This window comes from Cocleimonas flava (genome assembly GCF_004339015.1).
Lineage (GTDB): Bacteria > Pseudomonadota > Gammaproteobacteria > Thiotrichales > Thiotrichaceae > Cocleimonas > Cocleimonas flava.
Genome location: NZ_SMFQ01000003.1, coordinates 143,608 through 160,672 on the forward strand (window position 1 = coordinate 143,608; position 17,065 = coordinate 160,672).

The 17,065-nt window shown below is 38.6% G+C and carries 13 protein-coding genes; 4 read left to right on the forward strand and 9 right to left on the reverse strand.

Annotation, left to right across the window (positions count from 1 at the left end; translation table 11 throughout):
- Positions 1 to 217 precede the first annotated feature (217 nt).
- Positions 218 to 727 (forward strand): DUF805 domain-containing protein, encoded by a 510-nt coding sequence (locus tag EV695_RS06810; RefSeq protein WP_165874644.1) that lies wholly within the window; start codon positions 218 to 220, stop codon positions 725 to 727.
- Here the strand turns inward: EV695_RS06810 and EV695_RS06815 are convergent.
- Positions 717 to 4,028, reverse strand: a complete 3,312-nt coding sequence (locus tag EV695_RS06815; protein WP_131905207.1) for an efflux RND transporter permease subunit — start codon at positions 4,026 to 4,028, stop codon at positions 717 to 719. The genes EV695_RS06810 and EV695_RS06815 overlap by 11 nt on opposite strands.
- A complete protein-coding gene (locus EV695_RS06820; RefSeq protein WP_131905208.1) occupies positions 4,029 to 5,513 on the reverse strand; it encodes an efflux RND transporter periplasmic adaptor subunit in 1,485 nt (494 codons plus the stop codon).
- Positions 5,514 to 5,830: 317 nt separating this feature from the next.
- Between EV695_RS06820 and EV695_RS06825 the strand changes: the two genes are divergently transcribed.
- Positions 5,831 to 6,619: a sialate O-acetylesterase gene (locus EV695_RS06825; RefSeq protein ID WP_131905209.1), complete on the forward strand. Its 789-nt coding sequence runs from the start codon at positions 5,831 to 5,833 to the stop codon at positions 6,617 to 6,619.
- 87 nt (positions 6,620 to 6,706) lie between these two features.
- Complete coding sequence (locus tag EV695_RS06830; RefSeq protein WP_131905210.1) at positions 6,707 to 7,318, forward strand: outer membrane beta-barrel protein; 612 nt, start codon at positions 6,707 to 6,709, stop codon at positions 7,316 to 7,318.
- Positions 7,319 to 7,387: 69 nt separating this feature from the next.
- On the opposite strand, the gene erpA is transcribed toward EV695_RS06830, so the two are convergent.
- From erpA to argC, 3 genes are all read right to left on the reverse strand, one after another.
- Positions 7,388 to 7,759 carry an iron-sulfur cluster insertion protein ErpA gene (gene erpA, locus EV695_RS06835; RefSeq protein ID WP_131905211.1) on the reverse strand — a complete coding sequence of 124 codons (372 nt, stop codon included), beginning with the start codon at positions 7,757 to 7,759 and terminating at the stop codon, positions 7,388 to 7,390.
- A gap of 193 nt (positions 7,760 to 7,952) precedes the next feature.
- The gene (locus EV695_RS06840) at positions 7,953 to 8,348 is read right to left on the reverse strand and encodes a bactofilin family protein (RefSeq protein ID WP_243651522.1); all 396 of its coding nucleotides are present in this window, start codon (positions 8,346 to 8,348) and stop codon (positions 7,953 to 7,955) included.
- Positions 8,349 to 8,422: 74 nt separating this feature from the next.
- Positions 8,423 to 9,451 carry an N-acetyl-gamma-glutamyl-phosphate reductase gene (argC, locus tag EV695_RS06845; RefSeq protein WP_131905213.1) on the reverse strand — a complete coding sequence of 343 codons (1,029 nt, stop codon included), beginning with the start codon at positions 9,449 to 9,451 and terminating at the stop codon, positions 8,423 to 8,425.
- A 256-nt stretch (positions 9,452 to 9,707) separates the two neighbouring features.
- Between argC and EV695_RS06850 the strand changes: the two genes are divergently transcribed.
- Complete coding sequence (locus EV695_RS06850; protein ID WP_131905214.1) at positions 9,708 to 11,894, forward strand: carboxy terminal-processing peptidase; 2,187 nt, start codon at positions 9,708 to 9,710, stop codon at positions 11,892 to 11,894.
- A gap of 233 nt (positions 11,895 to 12,127) precedes the next feature.
- Here the strand turns inward: EV695_RS06850 and EV695_RS06855 are convergent, their stop codons facing one another.
- The 4 genes from EV695_RS06855 to gcvT form a co-directional block, all read right to left on the reverse strand.
- Positions 12,128 to 12,490, reverse strand: a complete 363-nt coding sequence (locus EV695_RS06855; protein WP_131905215.1) for a diacylglycerol kinase — start codon at positions 12,488 to 12,490, stop codon at positions 12,128 to 12,130.
- Between the two features lie 54 nt (positions 12,491 to 12,544).
- Positions 12,545 to 15,433: an aminomethyl-transferring glycine dehydrogenase gene (gene gcvP, locus EV695_RS06860; protein ID WP_131905216.1), complete on the reverse strand. Its 2,889-nt coding sequence runs from the start codon at positions 15,431 to 15,433 to the stop codon at positions 12,545 to 12,547.
- A gap of 60 nt (positions 15,434 to 15,493) precedes the next feature.
- Positions 15,494 to 15,883, reverse strand: coding sequence for a glycine cleavage system protein GcvH (gene gcvH, locus EV695_RS06865; protein WP_131905217.1), 390 nt, complete (start codon positions 15,881 to 15,883; stop codon positions 15,494 to 15,496).
- A 68-nt stretch (positions 15,884 to 15,951) separates the two neighbouring features.
- Positions 15,952 to 17,058 carry a glycine cleavage system aminomethyltransferase GcvT gene (gene gcvT, locus EV695_RS06870; protein ID WP_131905218.1) on the reverse strand — a complete coding sequence of 369 codons (1,107 nt, stop codon included), beginning with the start codon at positions 17,056 to 17,058 and terminating at the stop codon, positions 15,952 to 15,954.
- Positions 17,059 to 17,065: the final 7 nt, after the last annotated feature.

Below are 17,065 nucleotides of genomic sequence, written 5' to 3' on the forward strand. Positions count from 1 at the left end.
TGAAATAGCATCAGCACTTTATCGGATAATACTTGGACTGATAACTCATTATTTTTATTGGTTTTTGACCGTTGCGCGACACAGATTATCCACTTATCGGTGTCTCGGGATATTTATTGAACGGCATCTGTCAGAATAATCGCAACGTAAACTATATGTAAGTATTGTTAATAATAATCATTATAAGGATATTATGATGTCTAGGAATTCAAATACTATGAATATGCAATTTGAAAATCATACTTTGCAACGATATAGCGAAGTAGATTTATTTTCCACTGATGGAAGAATAGGAAGTAAACGCTACTTTCTTTATTCAGTGTTGCTTCCTTTTATAATTTTTTGGAGTCTGGCGAGTATCGCTGGTGTTTTAACCTATATGGGGAGTGCGGCGACATTAGCATCCTACGCTATTCTGGGTGTAGCCATAATAGCTATGCTGTTCATCCTGGTAAGACTAACCATTCAACGTTGTCATGACTTTAATAAATCAGGCTGGTTGGCAATATTAGCAGTAGTGCCATTTTCCAATATAATATTTGCGCTTATTCCTGGTACTAACGGTTTAAACCAGTACGGTGAAGTACCAGAACCAGCGAATAAATTAACCAATATTCTGTTTTATTTATTGATTGCTGCGTTAACCGCTATGACAGCTTTTTTGCTATATCAGTTATTTAACGGAGATATTATTAACTCCGCTATGCAGCGTTGGTTCACGTTCTAATAATATGTAACCGCTTTAGTATTGATTTGAAATCTTCTACGATTAAATAGAAGGTAGGAATCAATACTAAAGTAAGCATGGTCGCAAACAGTATCCCAAACCCTAAAGATACAGCCATTGGTATCAAAAACTGTGCTTGAGTACTCTTCTCAAGTATTAGAGGTGTTAAGCCTGCAAAAGTTGTCAATGAAGTGAGTAGAATAGGTCTAAACCTGGATTGACCAGCAATTCTGATCGCTTCAGCAACCGGAATACCGCTCTTTATTTTCTTATTGGTATAATCGACCAACACTAAAGAATCATTCACCACCACACCTACAAGTGCTAACAAACCCATAACACTGCTTACACTCAAACTCATTCCCATTATTGCGTGACCACCGATAGCTCCGATAATACTAAAAGGTATGATGCTCATCACCATGATTGGCTGAAAATAGGAGCCAAATGGAATTGCCAATAATATGTAAATAGCGATTAAAGCTACGGCAAATCCAAACATTAGACTCGAGTTAGATTCTTTTTGCTCTCTTTGCTCCCCTTCCATATCGAAATTTACTCCTGGATTATTAGCTAGAATATCCGGGAACCACTCTTTAAAATTAGCAACTACGGCATTCGCAGAGATCTTGTCTTTGTCCAGATCAGCCGTAACATTGATAATACGCTGCCTATCAACGCGAGAAATGGTCGACGAGCCTTTGCCAATACTCACTTCTGCAACTTCACTTAATGGAACGGATGCACCTGTAGGTGTACGTATCTTCAGATTTTGTAATCCGGATAGGGATAACCTTTCTCCCTTTGGTGCTCGAACCATGACTTTTATTTCTGATTGATTACGCTGAATACGTTGTGCCTCAGCACCATAAATAGAATTTCTTACTTGCTGCCCTAGCGTTGTTAGATTCAATCCTAACTGCTCGGCAGATGGTTTTATTCTAAGCTGTACTTCAGCTTTTCCACCTTCGTAACTGTTTTTAATATCAAACAAACCATCGTATTCACTCAACTTAGCTTTCACTAAAAGCGCAACATCATTAAGTTCATTGAAATCAGTGCCAATCAGTTGGACATCGATGGGTTCTCCACCTCTTCCTATTTCTGCTCTGAAACTCAGTTCCTTTACTCCGGGAATTGGACCAATCAGGTCTCGCCATTCTTGCACTAATGCTATGGTGCTTATATCGAGTTTTCTCTCTTCAGGAGGGATAGTTTCAAAAGTGATTGTGGCAATATTGGCAACACCACTACTACCGCTAGGTCTTCGACCGGCACTGCCAACAGTGACTAAAATATGCTTAATGATGCTTTGGCCATGTTTAGCTGTATCTGCGCCAGAGTCATTAATAGATGATAAGTTTTGGGTTTTATCTGATGATGATTTTGGCATAGGTTCTGACAAAGATTCAGAGCCTTCATCGCTATAAGGCTCGATGTATTTCTTCTGTAATAGTTCTACGCTTGAAACCATTTTGTTTACGTACTTTTCCGTTATCTCAAGCGAAGTCCCCTCCGGCATCTCGATGGTCGCAGAAACAGTTTCGCTTTCTATACGTGGGAAAAATGTGTACTTGTAACGACCCGTTGTGACCATGGTAATGGTAATAATTAATATACTGATAAACACTGTAAGCGTTAAATAGCGTGCGTTAAGACAGGCGTTTAAGAATGGTGCATATATATTTTTAACGAACCAAACAAGGCTTTGAGCAATCGATCTTTGTATGCGAGTGAAAATATTTAAATTGTCTTTATTTTTACGTAATTTCATATGACGTAAATGTGAAGGTAAGACGAATTTAGATTCGATCAATGAAAATAACAATACCGGTATGACTACCATTGGAATCTGGGCAAAAATCGGTCCACGTCTACCTTCCATCATCAACAAAGGTAAAAAGGCAGCAACTGTCGTTAAAACACCAAAAGTAACAGGTACTGCAATTTCTTGTGTTCCCTCTATGACCGCTCGTTTCGGGTCACCTGTTTTCTCTAAGTGAGAATAAATATTTTCACCCGTAACAATGGCATCATCGACCACAATACCCAATACCAGTATAAAACCGAACATGCTGATGATGTTCATGGTCATACCTAATTGTGGCATCAAGGCTAGAGCGCCAAGAAAGCTGATAGGAATACCCACGCTCACCCAAAAAGCCAGATCGGGACGTAAAAACAATGCAAGCAACAGCAATACAAGCCCTATTCCTTGAATCAAACTATTCGTCAGTGTGTTTAGACGTGCTTTAACTATTTTAGAGCTGTCTTGCCAATAGGTTAGATGTAATCCAGGTGGTAATGTTTTATTACGAGCTTCGATATAATCTTTAACAGTATTCGCAAGTTCGATGGCATTTTGGTCTCCCACGCGAGATATGTTAATAAAAGCAGCTTTCTTGCCATCAAATTCGCTGTATAAAGGGTCTTCATTAAAACCATCATTTATATCGGCAATGTCCCCCAAACGTATACTGGTGCCATTTTTCTTGCTGATCACTTTAATATTTGCAAAATCATCTTTTTTGTACGCTTGTCCTAATGTTCTAACCAATATGTCCCCAGACTGGGCTTTAATCGTTCCACCAGGTATGTCTCGAGATGCATTGCTGATAACGTTAGAAATGTCTCCCAAGGTTAAATCATATTGTCTTAAGGTTGATTCAGGTACATTGATGCTGATTTCCCAGGGGCGTACACCACCCATGGAAATTTGCGTTATATTGGGTAAACCGCGAATTTCATCGCGAATCTTTTCAGTATTACGACGCAAGGCCACTTCATCTAAACTGTCTTGATAAGTGACGACTGTAATTACTGCCCGACTTCGTATCTGTTGTTCTATGACGGGCTGCTCTGCATCCTCAGGAAAAGAGGTGATACTGTCTACTCTGGACTTTATCTCGTTAAGCAGTTTAGTTACATCGTATTTAGAGAGAATTTCAACTCTGATTGATGCGCTACCTTCGGAAGAATCGCTGTAAATTTTATCTATACCGGGTAAGTCTGCAATTGCATCTTCGACACGAATCGCAATCCCTTCTTCAACTTCTTGAGGGGTAGCCCCCGGATATGAAATTGAAATATTTACCACATCTGTTTCAAACGAAGGAAACGATTCAAGAGTGATTAACTTTGCACCTGTATAAAGACCAGTAACGATGATAGTAATCATCAATATATTTGCTGCTACCGGATTGTTTACAAACCACGCAATGATGCCTTTTGATTGGGTGCTGTCAAAGGGCTCTGAGGCGTTGTTATTTATGTCATTAATGTCTGACGAATTGGTATTCATTTAACTGTTTTCGCCTTTGTTTGTTTGTTTTTTTGATTTTAATTCGTCATTAACTTTGTTGGTTCTTTCGACTTTTTCTGCTCGTTCTCTCTTTTCTGTGCCTTTTTTTTGGTCAGTAGCACCTCTTTGGCCAGTAACATCTTTCTTACCCGTTCCCTCTCTATTACCTCTTTTCTTATTCGAGGCCTTTTCCTTATTTAATGCTTGTTGTGCTTCTAAGGTAATCACTTCCATACCATCAACAACTTGCGGTAAATTAGTTGTAATTACCTGTTTACCGATAAAGGTTGGGTCTGCTTCAACGACTGTCTCAGTATTGGAGTTCCATAGCACTTTTACGGGAATAATAGAGAGCTTCCCATCTTCTAAAATACGAATTTCACGATTATAAATAACGGCAATTGACGGGAGGATAAAGACGTTCTTAAATGTTTTACCTTTAATCGTGGCTTTTAAATACTGCCCAATACGGATAGGAGTAGTAACACCTTCTTTCGCTTCATAAGGATTATCCACCCTTGCAATGACGTTTATTTGTCGACTTTCTGCATCTAGAGCAGCACTGGTTCTATCTACATAACCTTTCCATTGATCATTTTTGAGGCTGTCTGGACTTGAGAAAGTGACGCTTGGTAAGGTCTTTTTATCAATACGTTGATTGCGGAATGCTTCAGGCATATCCAGTAATTCATATTGGTTTAATGATAACGGTAACTCAACATTGACATAATCAGTGGCGTATATTTCGCCTAATACAGTGCCAACGGAAACATACTGTCCCACGTTGACATTTTTCGATAAGACTCTGCCGCTATAAGGCGCTTTAAGTTTTGTGCGAGAGAGATTCAATTCGACTTGTTTTAAGTTAGCTTTCCTTGAATTAATATTCGCTTGAATGGCGTTTATCTTACTTTCATAGGTTGTTTGTAAGCCATTGAGATTCTGCAATGATTGTTCGAGCTGATTGATTTTCTGGTCTTCCGCGTCAACTAATGAACGAGAGATCAGTTTCTTACTCAACAAGGTATTTACACGATTGAACTCTTTCTTACCTAAAGCTAAATTCTGTTGAGCGAGCTGAATAGACCTTTTATTGCTTTTTTCTTCAGCGATTAATTGTTTCAGGCTTGCCTCATTGGCAGCAACTTCGCTTTTTGCAATTTCTAATGCATTCTTATAATTAGATTGATCGATTTCTAGTAAAATCTGGTTTTTGTCAAAGTAATTACCTTCTAAGAAATTGTCAGATATACGAATAATTCGACCAGCAGCCTCAGCGACTAGATTCGTTTGAGTGCCTGCGGTCACAGTGCCTGATGCTTCAATATTGACAGTGTATTCAGTATTTTTTAGCGTTTGAACTTCAACAACAGGTAAGCTTCTGACAACGGGACGTTTTCTCGCTTCTGGGGCAGTTTCTTTTAAATATTGAGTGTAGGTAAACGCTGCCGCAAGAACCAGAATTGGTAAAATTATTTTTAACATGAAATTTCCGTAAATTTATCAATAAAAATAGATACTTCAAAGGTGTATCTAATAAGTATTGTGAATCAAGGAGTTATTTTACACCCCCCCATTTATAGCCAGTTTTTTATAATCGGTAATTGGCTGGCATCAACTTATAATTATCTGATATATAATAATTAAGTGCAATTTATGAACACTTGCTTAGTTGATAATGCGTTAGACTTTAGTAATGTCTGCATTTAATACAACTATTCTTCAAATAACGTCTTGATAAAGTCTATTTGAAATAGCAACATACTGGTCATTAACAGCTTAATACCTGCGTATCATAATCTATGAAAATTACACTTTGTTTTTTATTACAAATATTTACAATAACGGCATACGCGGATGAAATAGATTTATTCATCATGGCAGGTCAATCTAATATGCAGGGTTGGCGCAGTGATGCCGCTATGTATCCACCTGATCCCATGTATAAAGATGCTGAGATACCTTTCTATTTTGAAGCATTAAATTATGGATCTTCCAATAAGCATTGGGAAACCTTAGGTCCACAGATTGGTCATTTTCAGAAAGGACACTTTGGGCCAGAAGTTACTTTTGCCCGTGCCCTTTTTCAATTAAATATGCGCCCTGCTATTTTCAAATACAGTTCTGGCGGTACGAGTATAAAAAATGATTGGAAAGCGCCCGGTCAGAATGGTTTGTATGACGATATGGTACGTAACCTCAATGTAGCGATACATGAACTCAAGAATCAAGGTCACACAGTAACGCCAAGAGCATTTATATGGATTCAGGGTGAGACCGATGCAAATGATCCTTATTTGGCCAGAGAATACCATTGGCGCTTGAATAATTTGCTGAAGAATATGCGTAATCATGTATTACGAGATCCGTCTCTTCCAGTAATACTCAGTGTTGATGAACAGCACCCACGGGTTAGGACTCAACCAGAAATAGTCGCGGCTCAAAAGAAGTTGGCTAATGATGATGCCTCAATTACTTTTATGTCGATGAATGGCCTGGAAAAGTATGATGTTACTCATCTCACTGCCAAAGGAACGATTAATCAGGGAAAGAGACTGTTTCAAACCTATAAAGCTGCTGTCGTTTACTAACCGCTTATCCAGTGCATCTTTACCACTCACGTTAGGTGGAATAAGATTATCACCAAGGAAAAATAATAAAAAAACTGGGGTATAACAATGAAGTCCTTAAAGAAATCCGTGATTTTGCTCGGGTTAATCTCTATCGTTTCTGTTTCTTACGCTGATCTACCTAAACCTTTCGATTATAAAAAAGCATCAACGAATTATGTTGATAATACATCGGGTGGTTTCGGTTCTATCGCGAATCCTTACTTTTTTGGTGGCTCAATTGGCGCCTCTGAAGCGAGCAGCTATTGTTCGGGTGAATCAAACTGTGAAGATACAGATACCGCCTGGAAAATATTTGGTGGCTACAAGTTCACTGATAAGCTTAGTGTAGAAGGTGCTTATATGAATTTAGGCGATATCTACAAGAATGGCCAAAACTCTGATGTGAGTGCTTTTTCCGCTTATGGCGTGGGTACACTTCCCGTTACTGAACAGTTTGATGTGTTTGGTAAAGTCGGCGCGACACGTTGGAGCAGTGATAATACGGATGGCAGTGAGAGTGGTTTTGGTGCAAGTTTTGGTGTTGGTGCAAAAATGCACATCAATGAAAACACTAAATTGCGTGCGGAATGGGAAAAAGTTCTGGATGTCGAGACGTCAGATTCTGAATCCAGTGACATCAATATGCTAAGTGTTGGTGTAGAGTTATCGACTTTCTAAAACGTTTTTAAATCTAATAAAAAAGGCAGCCTTTAAGGCTGCCTTTTTTATGAATAGTACTAATGCTTATTATTCTGGGCTGAATGAAGATCCACAACCACACGTTGTTTTTGCATTCGGGTTACGAATAACAAACTGAGAACCTTCAAGACCTTCGGTGTAATCGATATCAGCACCAACAAGGTATTGAAAACTCATAGGGTCAATAAGTAGTTTAACGCCATTCTTTTCTACAGTCGTGTCACCATCATTGATGCTCTCATCAAATGTGAAACCGTATTGGAAGCCTGAACAACCTCCGCCAGATACAAATACTCGTAGCTTTAGATTGTCATTCTGCTCTTCATCAATCAAACCTTTAACTTTATTAGCAGCGGCATCTGTAAAATTTAAAATTGGTGCTGCACTTGCTGTTTCTACTGTTGCTGTTTCTGCTGTCATGATATTAACCTTTATAAATCGTTTGGTTTTTAATAATTAGCGATATAACTCAACGTCTTAATGGGTATTTAATGCTGAGATAAACAACTAATTTAAAAATGTGTATTAGATAATTCCTAGTTTACCCTAGATTGGCGTTTAAACTAAATAAACCATATCTTTTTAATGTTAAAATGTTGATAAAAAATACAGGTCAACCCTTTTGATCTGTTGTTATTTTTTCGTCTTGTCTTAACAATTTCCCGTTTACTTCTGCACCTACTGGTAATTCGAGTAAACTGTAATGTACATCACCATTAATGCGGGCTTTATCGAATAATTCAACCTTACCGTCTACATAAACGCTGCCATCAATTTGCCCATTAACAATTAAATGGTTAACCGTGACATCGCCTACTATTAAAGCACCTTCACTTAAAATGAGTAAAGAGTCTTTAGATTCAGAATTAATGTTACCGATAATCGTGCCAACTACATGCATTTTGCCTTCAAAATTGATATGGCCTTCAATTATGGTGTTTTCACCGATTAGTGAATCAATTCTGGTACGGTGTATCTCTTCATAATTCTTTTTTTTCTTAGCTAGCATCATATTTCCTAAGATATTTCATCAGTGGTAATTTACACACTCAGTGCTGTTGTGTATCAAGTTAACTTGTTTATTTAAGGTAGAAGCGCTGGCTTATTAATTGCTATATTTTCTTCAAAACCGAGCATTAAGTTCATATTCTGAACGGCCTGTCCTGCAGCACCCTTTACCAGGTTATCTATGACGGATAATACAACGATACGTGAACTTTCTGGATTTTTATGTACGGCAATCTGGCACATATTTGAAGCTTTAACGCTTCTTGTTTCCGGGTGTGATCCAGCTGGAAGTACATCTACAAAAAACTCATTTTTGTAGCGGTCTTCATACAGTGCTTGAAAATCGATATCATTGTTTGCATTAGCATAAATAGTGGCGTGTATGCCTCTGATAATAGGTAATAAATGAGGTACAAAAGTTAAATCTACTTTTGTGTCAGCGATGAGTGAAAATATTTGTGCAATTTCCGGTAAGTGTCTATGCCCACCTACCCCATATGCTTTAAAACTTTCGCCCATTTCACTAAAGAGTGTCGCCACATTGGCTTGTTTACCTGCGCCGCTTACACCTGATTTCGTATCAGCAATAATATTATCCAGATCTATAAGGCCGGATTCCAATAATGGCATCAGTCCTAATATAACCGACGTTGGGTAACAGCCTGGGTTTGCTACTAGATTGGCTGATTTAACCCTTTCTCTATTGATTTCTGGTAAACCATAAACAGCTTGTTCAACCAGTTCTGGACATGCATGGGTCATGCCATACCATTTACTCCAAACATCCAGATCTTTGATTCTAAAATCTGCCGCCAAATCTATTACTTTTACACCAGCTTTAACTAATTCAGCCGTATGTTTCATGGCAACGCCATTAGGAGTAGCAAAAAAGACTAAATCGCATTGGGCTAATGCATCAGTGGTTGGATCACTGAATTCTAAGTCAATGAAACCACGTAGATTGGGAAACATAGAATCTACTCGTGTGCCAGCATTTGATCGTGAAGTCACATAAGTGATTTCGACATCAGGGTGAGTGGCAAGTATTCTAAGTAATTCAACGCCGGTGTATCCTGTAGCACCAACTATTCCAATCTTTTTCACTGTGGCTTTAACCTATTAATTAAAATTTAAAACGATAATGATACCGTGATTTATGACAATGCACATACTTGAAATTGCGACTTATGCCTCTATTTAAGTATAAGTGGCGTATAAAGTATGAGGCTAAGCTTAAATTACTTAATGTGCCATATATTTATGAGGCTAGACTAGCCTTGTAAATAGTTTTTTCTAACGCCGAATGATATAGTCTTTTCATATACTTTGAATTATTTCAACTTTGCAGATACTAACTATAATGACCAATACCATAAACAAACTAAAAACTCTTAAACTCAATTCAGTTTTAAAAGTTTCATTATTATCAGGACTTATTTCGATCAGTGTTGGTTGTCTAGGTACGCCACCTGCTGGCACCTCTTTAATTGAGTCTGCAAATGCTGCTGAAAAAACAGATACTAACCTTGAACAGTTAACGCCAAGACATAGTTTTGAATACAAAATTATCAACAGCATGCTCAAGCGTTATCATTATAAAAAGTTTGAATTAAATGATGAATTCTCAGGGAAAATCTTAGATCAATACATTAAACAATTAGACCCAAGTCGTATCTACTTCACACAAGCCGATATAACTCAGTTTGATAAGCATCGTGACAAATTCGACGATTACATAAATGCCGGCGATACTGAAGTTGCCGTTAATATTTTCAAAAAATATCAGCAAAGAGTCAATGAACGCTCTCAATATGCGATTCAACGATTGGATCAAAAATTCGATCTTACCAAAGACGAAGAATATAACCTCGATCGTGAAAAAGCGCGCTGGGAAGTAAATTCTACGGCATTGAATATACTTTGGGATAAACGAATAAAGAATGACTATATCAATCAAATACTGTCTGATGAAAAGCCTAAAGAAGTTATCAGTAAGTTAAAAAAACGTTATGCGAGCATGACGAAAAGAACCAATCAGATCAAAAGCAACGAACTATTTCAAACTATCGTAAATGCTTATGCAGGTGCTATTGAGCCTCATACTTCATATCTTTCGCCGCGTTCATCAGAACAATTCGATATTAATATGAGTTTATCCTTAAGCGGCATCGGTGCTGTACTTAGAACTGATGAAGAACACACCAAGATTATAAGTGTTGTACCAGGTGGGCCTGCTGATCTAACTGGTCAGATAAAAGCAGGCGATAGAATCATTGGTGTGGGTCAGAAAACAGAAAACAGCATCAAAGACATTGTTGGATGGCGCTTAAGCGATGTGGTTAATATCATTCGGGGTAAAAAAGGCAGTACCGTAGTTTTATCGGTATTACCTAATGAGACTGGTTTAAGCGGTAAAGCGAAGACAGTAAAAATAGTTAGAGATAAAATTAAACTTGAGCATCAAGCTGCAAGCAAAAGAATCATCGAAATAGAAAGACCCGAAGGAAAAGTGAAAGTTGGTGTTATCGACCTTCCCTCGTTCTACATCGACTTTAAAGCCCGTAATCGTGGAGATGCTGAATACGCTGGCACGACGCGTGATGTTAAAAAACTTTTAATTGAATTAAACAAAGAAGGTATTGATGATCTGATTATCGATTTACGCGGTAATGGTGGCGGATCTTTAAGTGAAGTTGTCTCTTTGACTGGCTTGTTTATCGATCAGGGTCCTGTTGTACAAATTAACGATACGACTGGTCGTACAGATATTCTTCGTGATAATGATTCTGGTGTCGTTTATAACGGCCCTATGGCAGTGATGATAGATAAAGGCAGTGCTTCGGCATCAGAGATTTTTGCTGGCGCTATTCAGGACTATAAACGCGGCGTAATTATTGGTGAAACTACTTTTGGTAAAGGTACGGTACAAACTGTATTGCCATTAGAGTCTTATACCCGTAAAACATTCGATAAACCTTTAGGGCAGATCAAAATCACGTCAGCGCAATTCTTCCGTGTGAATGGTGAAAGTACCCAGCATAAGGGTGTGGTTCCTGATTTATCCTGGGATTTACCTCAAGTCGATGGTGATTTTGGGGAGCGTGCATTCAAGAATGCATTACCTTGGAGACGCATTGAAATGGCTAAGCACAAAGATTATAAAAATGCCTTCGGAGCTGCTGCTATTCAACAGGCTCGAACTAAATCATTAGAACGAATTTCGAATGACCCTAAATTTAAAACTACGGTAGATAGAGTGAAATTGTTGGTAGATGCCGGTAATGAAAAAGTTGTTTCTTTAAACTTGAAAAAACGACAAGCAAAGCGTGAAGATTTTAATAAGCGATTATTGGCATTAGAAAATAATCTACAAAAAGCAAATGGTCTACCTGCATATAAAACCATTAAAGAATTGCGCGACGCTCAAGAAAAGAAAAATGACGATATCTTTACTAAGCAACCTGTTGATGTGTTCTTAAATGAAGCGGCGCATATACTGACAGACTTACAGAAATTCAATGTAATGGCAGCGTCAGCAAACAAATAAACGCCTATTAACAGGGTGATATATAGATGGATGACTTTTCTGCCTAATTAAAGGCTAGAAAAGTCGTCCTTAGATTTCAAAATATTGTTTGTATGTTTAATGGTTGAACTAGACCAATTATAAATAAACTTAAGCCACCCCCCTACTTTGGGGCTGTTTTTTACATACCTTTCTTAATGATCAATTTTTAAAGGGGTAAGCTATGGTCAAAGTATGGCTAAAGATAATTATAACTAAGGCCAAAGTACAAATAACCAGACAATCGCAGTATTCATCATTGCAACAAATACAGCAGCAGAACCCATATCTTTAGCCCTGCCGGATAATTCATGGTGTTCTCCACCAAAACGATCTACCACTGCTTCTATTGCGGAATTTAATAACTCAACAATCAATAGCAAAAGCACACTGCCTATCAGTAGTGCTTTTTCAATCCCTGAATCTCCAAACCATAAAGCAATCGGTGTTGATACTGCTAATAACCAAACTTCCTGTCGGAAGGCTTCTTCGTGTTTGTAAGTCGCTTTTAAACCGAGCCAGGTAAAGCCTAAGGCTTTTATCCAGCGTGTTATGCCTGTATTACCACTACCAGCCATTTTGGCTCCTTTATCTAGAAAGAATCGTTCTAAATAAAAGCTACCAATTAGCTACTATCGGTAACTTTCTATAGAAGGACAAGAGCATACCAAATTACGGTCACCATACACATTATCTATACGATTAACCGTAGGCCAATATTTACTGGTTGCGATGACACCTTTTGGTAATACAGCCGTTTCTTGTGAATATGGTCTATCCCAGTTTTCTGAAATATCAAAGATAGTATGTGGTGCATTCACTAATGGATTGTTTTCCAGTGACCAAACGCCCGTCTCTACATTTTTGATTTCTTCTCTAATTGCAATCATGGCGTCACAAAAACGATCTAATTCATATTTAGATTCGGATTCTGTTGGTTCTATCATCAACGTTCCAGCCACAGGGAATGACATAGTAGGTGCGTGGAAGCCATAGTCCATAAGACGTTTAGCAATATCTTCTTCAGATATTCCCGACTCATTTTTTATGGGCCTTATATCGATGATACATTCGTGAGCAACACGACCGTTCTTGCCTCTATAAAGAACAGGATAATGAGGTGCTAAACGTTCAGTGATGTAGTTAGCGTTTAGTATTGCCATTTTACTCACTGCAGCGTTACCTTCAGCGCCCAACATCTTCATATACATCCACGAAATTGTAAGAATAGATGCACTGCCGAAAGGAGCACCAGAGACAGCATGTGTTTTATCTTCTTCGTTATTAATATGCCCTGGAAGGAAAGGTGCTAAATGGCTACGTACACCAATAGGCCCGACACCAGGTCCACCGCCACCATGTGGTATGGCAAAGGTTTTGTGTAAATTAAGATGAGATACATCCGAACCGAAAACGCCTGGTTTAGATAAGCCTTTTTGAGCGTTTAGATTTGCACCATCAAGATAGACTTGACCACCGCAATCGTGAACAATCTTACACATCTCAACAATACCTTCTTCAAAAACACCGTGTGTAGAAGGATATGTAACCATAATACAGGCTAAATCATCTTTGTTTGCTTCAGCTTTTGTGCGTAAATCTTCAAGGTCGACGTTGCCATTATCATCACAATTAACCAAAACAATTTTCATTCTGGCCATAGCAGCTGATGCTGGATTAGTACCATGAGCAGAAGTCGGTGTAAGGCAGATATTACGATGTCCTTGACCTATACTTTTGTTATAACGATTAATAGCAACAAGTCCCGCATATTCGCCCTGAGCTCCCGAATTGGGTTGCATAGAGACTGCGGCATATCCTGTTACTTCAGCTAACCAGGCTTCTAATTGATCAATCATTTCGTGGTAGCCAACCGTCTGTTCTTTAGGAGCAAATGGATGGATATTAGAAAACTTTGACCAGCTGAGTGGCATGAGTTCACTCGCAGCATTTAACTTCATGGTACAAGACCCCAAAGGAATCATTGCATGTACAAGTGATAAGTCTTTATTTTCAAGACGTTTGAGGTAACGCATCATTTCTGTTTCTGTATGATGTTGTTTGAAAACTTCATGCGTCAGGAATGATGTTTCGCGTTGATAATCCGCTGGAATACCAGACTCAGCTTTGTCATTGACGATTAGATCATCAAGGTCAGCGACCGTTAACTGATGCTCTTTACCAAAGAAAATTTCAAAGAGTGTTTCCAGGTCTTTAGCTGTTTTAGTTTCATCAAAACTGATTCCAATTTTATCGGATTCAACCAGACGTAGGTTTATACCTTTATCCAAAGCTGCTTTATAAAAGGCTTGCTGATGATCACCAACAAATACCGTTAAGGTATCAAACCAGCTTGTGTTAACAATATATTCGGCTTTAGAGAGATCGCTTTGGCGCACAGCGGCAGCAAAGATGCTGGTTAAACGATTAATTCTTGACGCTATACGTTTTAAACCTTCCGCTCCATGGTAAACCGCATAGAAGCCGGCCATATTCGCTAATAAAGCTTGAGCAGTACATATGTTCGAAGTGGCTTTATCACGTCGAATATGTTGCTCACGCGTTTGCATCGCCATTCTCAGCCCCTGATTGCCGCGTGAATCCACAGAAACACCAATAACGCGTCCTGGCACAGAGCGCTTTAGCTTATCTTGTACTGCAAAGAATGCAGCATGTGGACCACCGAAGCCCATTGGTACACCAAAACGTTGAGATGTCCCGAAAACAATATCGGCACCCATTTCACCGGGGGCTTTCAATAATACCAAAGACATCAGATCAGCAGCCACACAGACAAGTGCTTTTTGCTCATGTGCTTGTGTAATGATTGGTTCAATATTGCTTACTTCACCGGATGTTCCAGGGTATTGCAGAAGAACACCAAACACTTCGTGGTTTTTCAGGTCTTCTTGTGGATTTCCAATGATTAATTCAAAACCAAAGTATTGAGCACGAGTTTTCATAACCTCTAGCGTTTGCGGGAAAACAGCTTCGTCTACAAAAAACTTATCCGTTTTTAAACGATTTGATCGCTTACACAAAGCCATGGCTTCAGCCGCTGCTGTAGCTTCATCAAGTAATGAAGCATTCGCCATGTCCATGCCCGTTAAATCCATGATCATTTGCTGAAAATTCAAAAGACCTTCTAAACGACCTTGAGAAATTTCAGCCTGATATGGCGTATAAGCTGTATACCAACCAGGATTTTCTAAAACATTACGCTGAATTACGGAAGGTACGATAGTGTCGTAATATCCCAGCCCAATAAATGACTTATTAACAACATTCTTATCTGCAATATCACTAAGAGTCTCTAACGCTTCTCTTTCAGAACAGCTGTCGTCGAGTTTTAAGGGTTCTCTAATACGGATTGTTTCTGGTACTGTTTTATCGGCAAGTTCATCGAGTGATGAAACGCCAATAACTTCCAGCATTTCATTCAAATCTTCTGTTTGAGGTCCAATATGACGAGAGATGAAATCATCGTGCTGATCTAAAATATTTAGTGGTAAGTTTTTCATAGATAAGTTTAATGCATTGTTAAAGGGATATGAATCAAATGGAATATAGCTGGTAGCTAATTATTCCTGACACTCAGCTTCGTATTCGTCAGCACTTAATAGGTTATCCAGGTCTGCGATATCATTAAGTTTCATGCTGAAAATCCAGCCTTCACCAAACGGTGCTGTGTTGATTAACTCTGGTTCGCTATCAAGCTCTTCATTAACTTCTGTAACTTCGCCCGCTAATGGTGCATACATATCAGATGCAGCTTTTACTGATTCAATAACACCACAGTTTTCTTCTTCAGTAAGTGTTGTTTCTACTTCTGGTAATTCAACAAAAACAACATCGCCTAATAATTCTTGCGCGTGTTCTGTAATTCCAATAGTTGCTGTTCCGTCACCATTATCTCTGACCCATTCGTGAGTTTTGGTGTATTTAAGATCGCTAGGGTTCTCATTGCTCATAATCGTTCTCCGATTTCAGTTAATTATTTCTAAAAAGAAAGTGTAAATTAAGGGTGTAATATCTAATTCTAGATGAGTGCTTTGCCATTTCTAACGAATGGTGGTTTAACAATGCGGGCAGTAAGTAGTTTGCCTCGAATGTCTACCTGACAAGTATCTTTTGCTTCTGTAGGAATACGCGCAAAGGCTATAGCCTTACCTAGCGTTGGTGAGAATGACCCGCTGGTTATTTCACCATCTCCAAATTCAGTCACTATTTTTTGATGGCCGCGTAATACGCCTTTGTCTTCTAGCACCAATCCAACAAGTTTTTCTTTAGAGCCATTTTGTTTTTCTTTTTCAAGAGCTTCTCGGCCAATAAAGTTTCTATCTTCTGGTTCCCATGCAATAGTCCAGCCCATAGCTGCTGCTAATGGAGATATGGTTTCATCCATATCAGTACCATATAAATTCATACCTGCTTCAAGACGCAATGTGTCGCGTGCACCTAGTCCAATTGGTGATACACCATTATCAATTAATGCATTCCATAAAGCAGAGGCTGATTCATTAGGAACCATAATTTCATATCCGTCTTCACCGGTATAACCTGTGCGTGCATAAAAGCTTTCACCTATTTGTACGCCAAAGAAAGGTTTTAAATCTGATACTAATTTTTGATCGGAATCACTCAAGGTTGCATTTGCCTTCTCTCTGGCATTAGGGCCTTGTACCGCAATCATTGCGAGATCATCTCTTTCTGTAAGAGTCAGGTCATAATCAGTAGCTTGTTGATTTATCCATTTGAGGTCATTATCACGAGTTGCGGCATTAACAACCATGCGATAAAAATCATCTGCGAGGTAATAAACGATTAAGTCATCAATGACGCCACCATTTTCATTCAACATCGCACTGTATAGTGCCTTGCCTGAATCTTTTAATTTTTCTACATCATTAGCTAATAGATTTTGTAGGAATTTTTTAACATCTTTTCCTTTGAAATCTAAAACAACCATGTGGGAAACATCGAACATCCCAGCATCTTCTCGAACTTGTTTATGTTCTTTTACTTGTGAGCCATAATTGATTGGCATATCCCAACCTGCAAAATTTACCATTTTGCCACCAGCTTTATGGTGTTGATCGTATAAGGGGGTTCTTTTAGGTGTTTGATTCTGTGATGATTCGGACATAAAATTT

Bases quoted from the DNA above. Each gene is read 5' to 3' on its own strand.
- EV695_RS06855 (WP_131905215.1), bottom strand. From the start codon at position 12,490: ATGGCTGGTAGTGGTAATACAGGCATAACACGCTGGATAAAAGCCTTA.
- EV695_RS06810 (WP_165874644.1), top strand. From the start codon at position 218: ATGAATATGCAATTTGAAAATCATACTTTGCAACGATATAGCGAAGTA.
- gcvT (WP_131905218.1), bottom strand. From the start codon at position 17,058: ATGTCCGAATCATCACAGAATCAAACACCTAAAAGAACCCCCTTATAC.
- gcvP (WP_131905216.1), bottom strand. From the start codon at position 15,433: ATGAAAAACTTACCACTAAATATTTTAGATCAGCACGATGATTTCATC.
- erpA (WP_131905211.1), bottom strand. From the start codon at position 7,759: ATGACAGCAGAAACAGCAACAGTAGAAACAGCAAGTGCAGCACCAATT.
- gcvH (WP_131905217.1), bottom strand. From the start codon at position 15,883: ATGAGCAATGAGAACCCTAGCGATCTTAAATACACCAAAACTCACGAA.
- EV695_RS06825 (WP_131905209.1), top strand. From the start codon at position 5,831: ATGAAAATTACACTTTGTTTTTTATTACAAATATTTACAATAACGGCA.
- EV695_RS06815 (WP_131905207.1), bottom strand. From the start codon at position 4,028: ATGAATACCAATTCGTCAGACATTAATGACATAAATAACAACGCCTCA.
- EV695_RS06850 (WP_131905214.1), top strand. From the start codon at position 9,708: ATGACCAATACCATAAACAAACTAAAAACTCTTAAACTCAATTCAGTT.
- EV695_RS06840 (WP_243651522.1), bottom strand. From the start codon at position 8,348: ATGCTAGCTAAGAAAAAAAAGAATTATGAAGAGATACACCGTACCAGA.
- EV695_RS06830 (WP_131905210.1), top strand. From the start codon at position 6,707: ATGAAGTCCTTAAAGAAATCCGTGATTTTGCTCGGGTTAATCTCTATC.
- EV695_RS06820 (WP_131905208.1), bottom strand. From the start codon at position 5,513: ATGTTAAAAATAATTTTACCAATTCTGGTTCTTGCGGCAGCGTTTACC.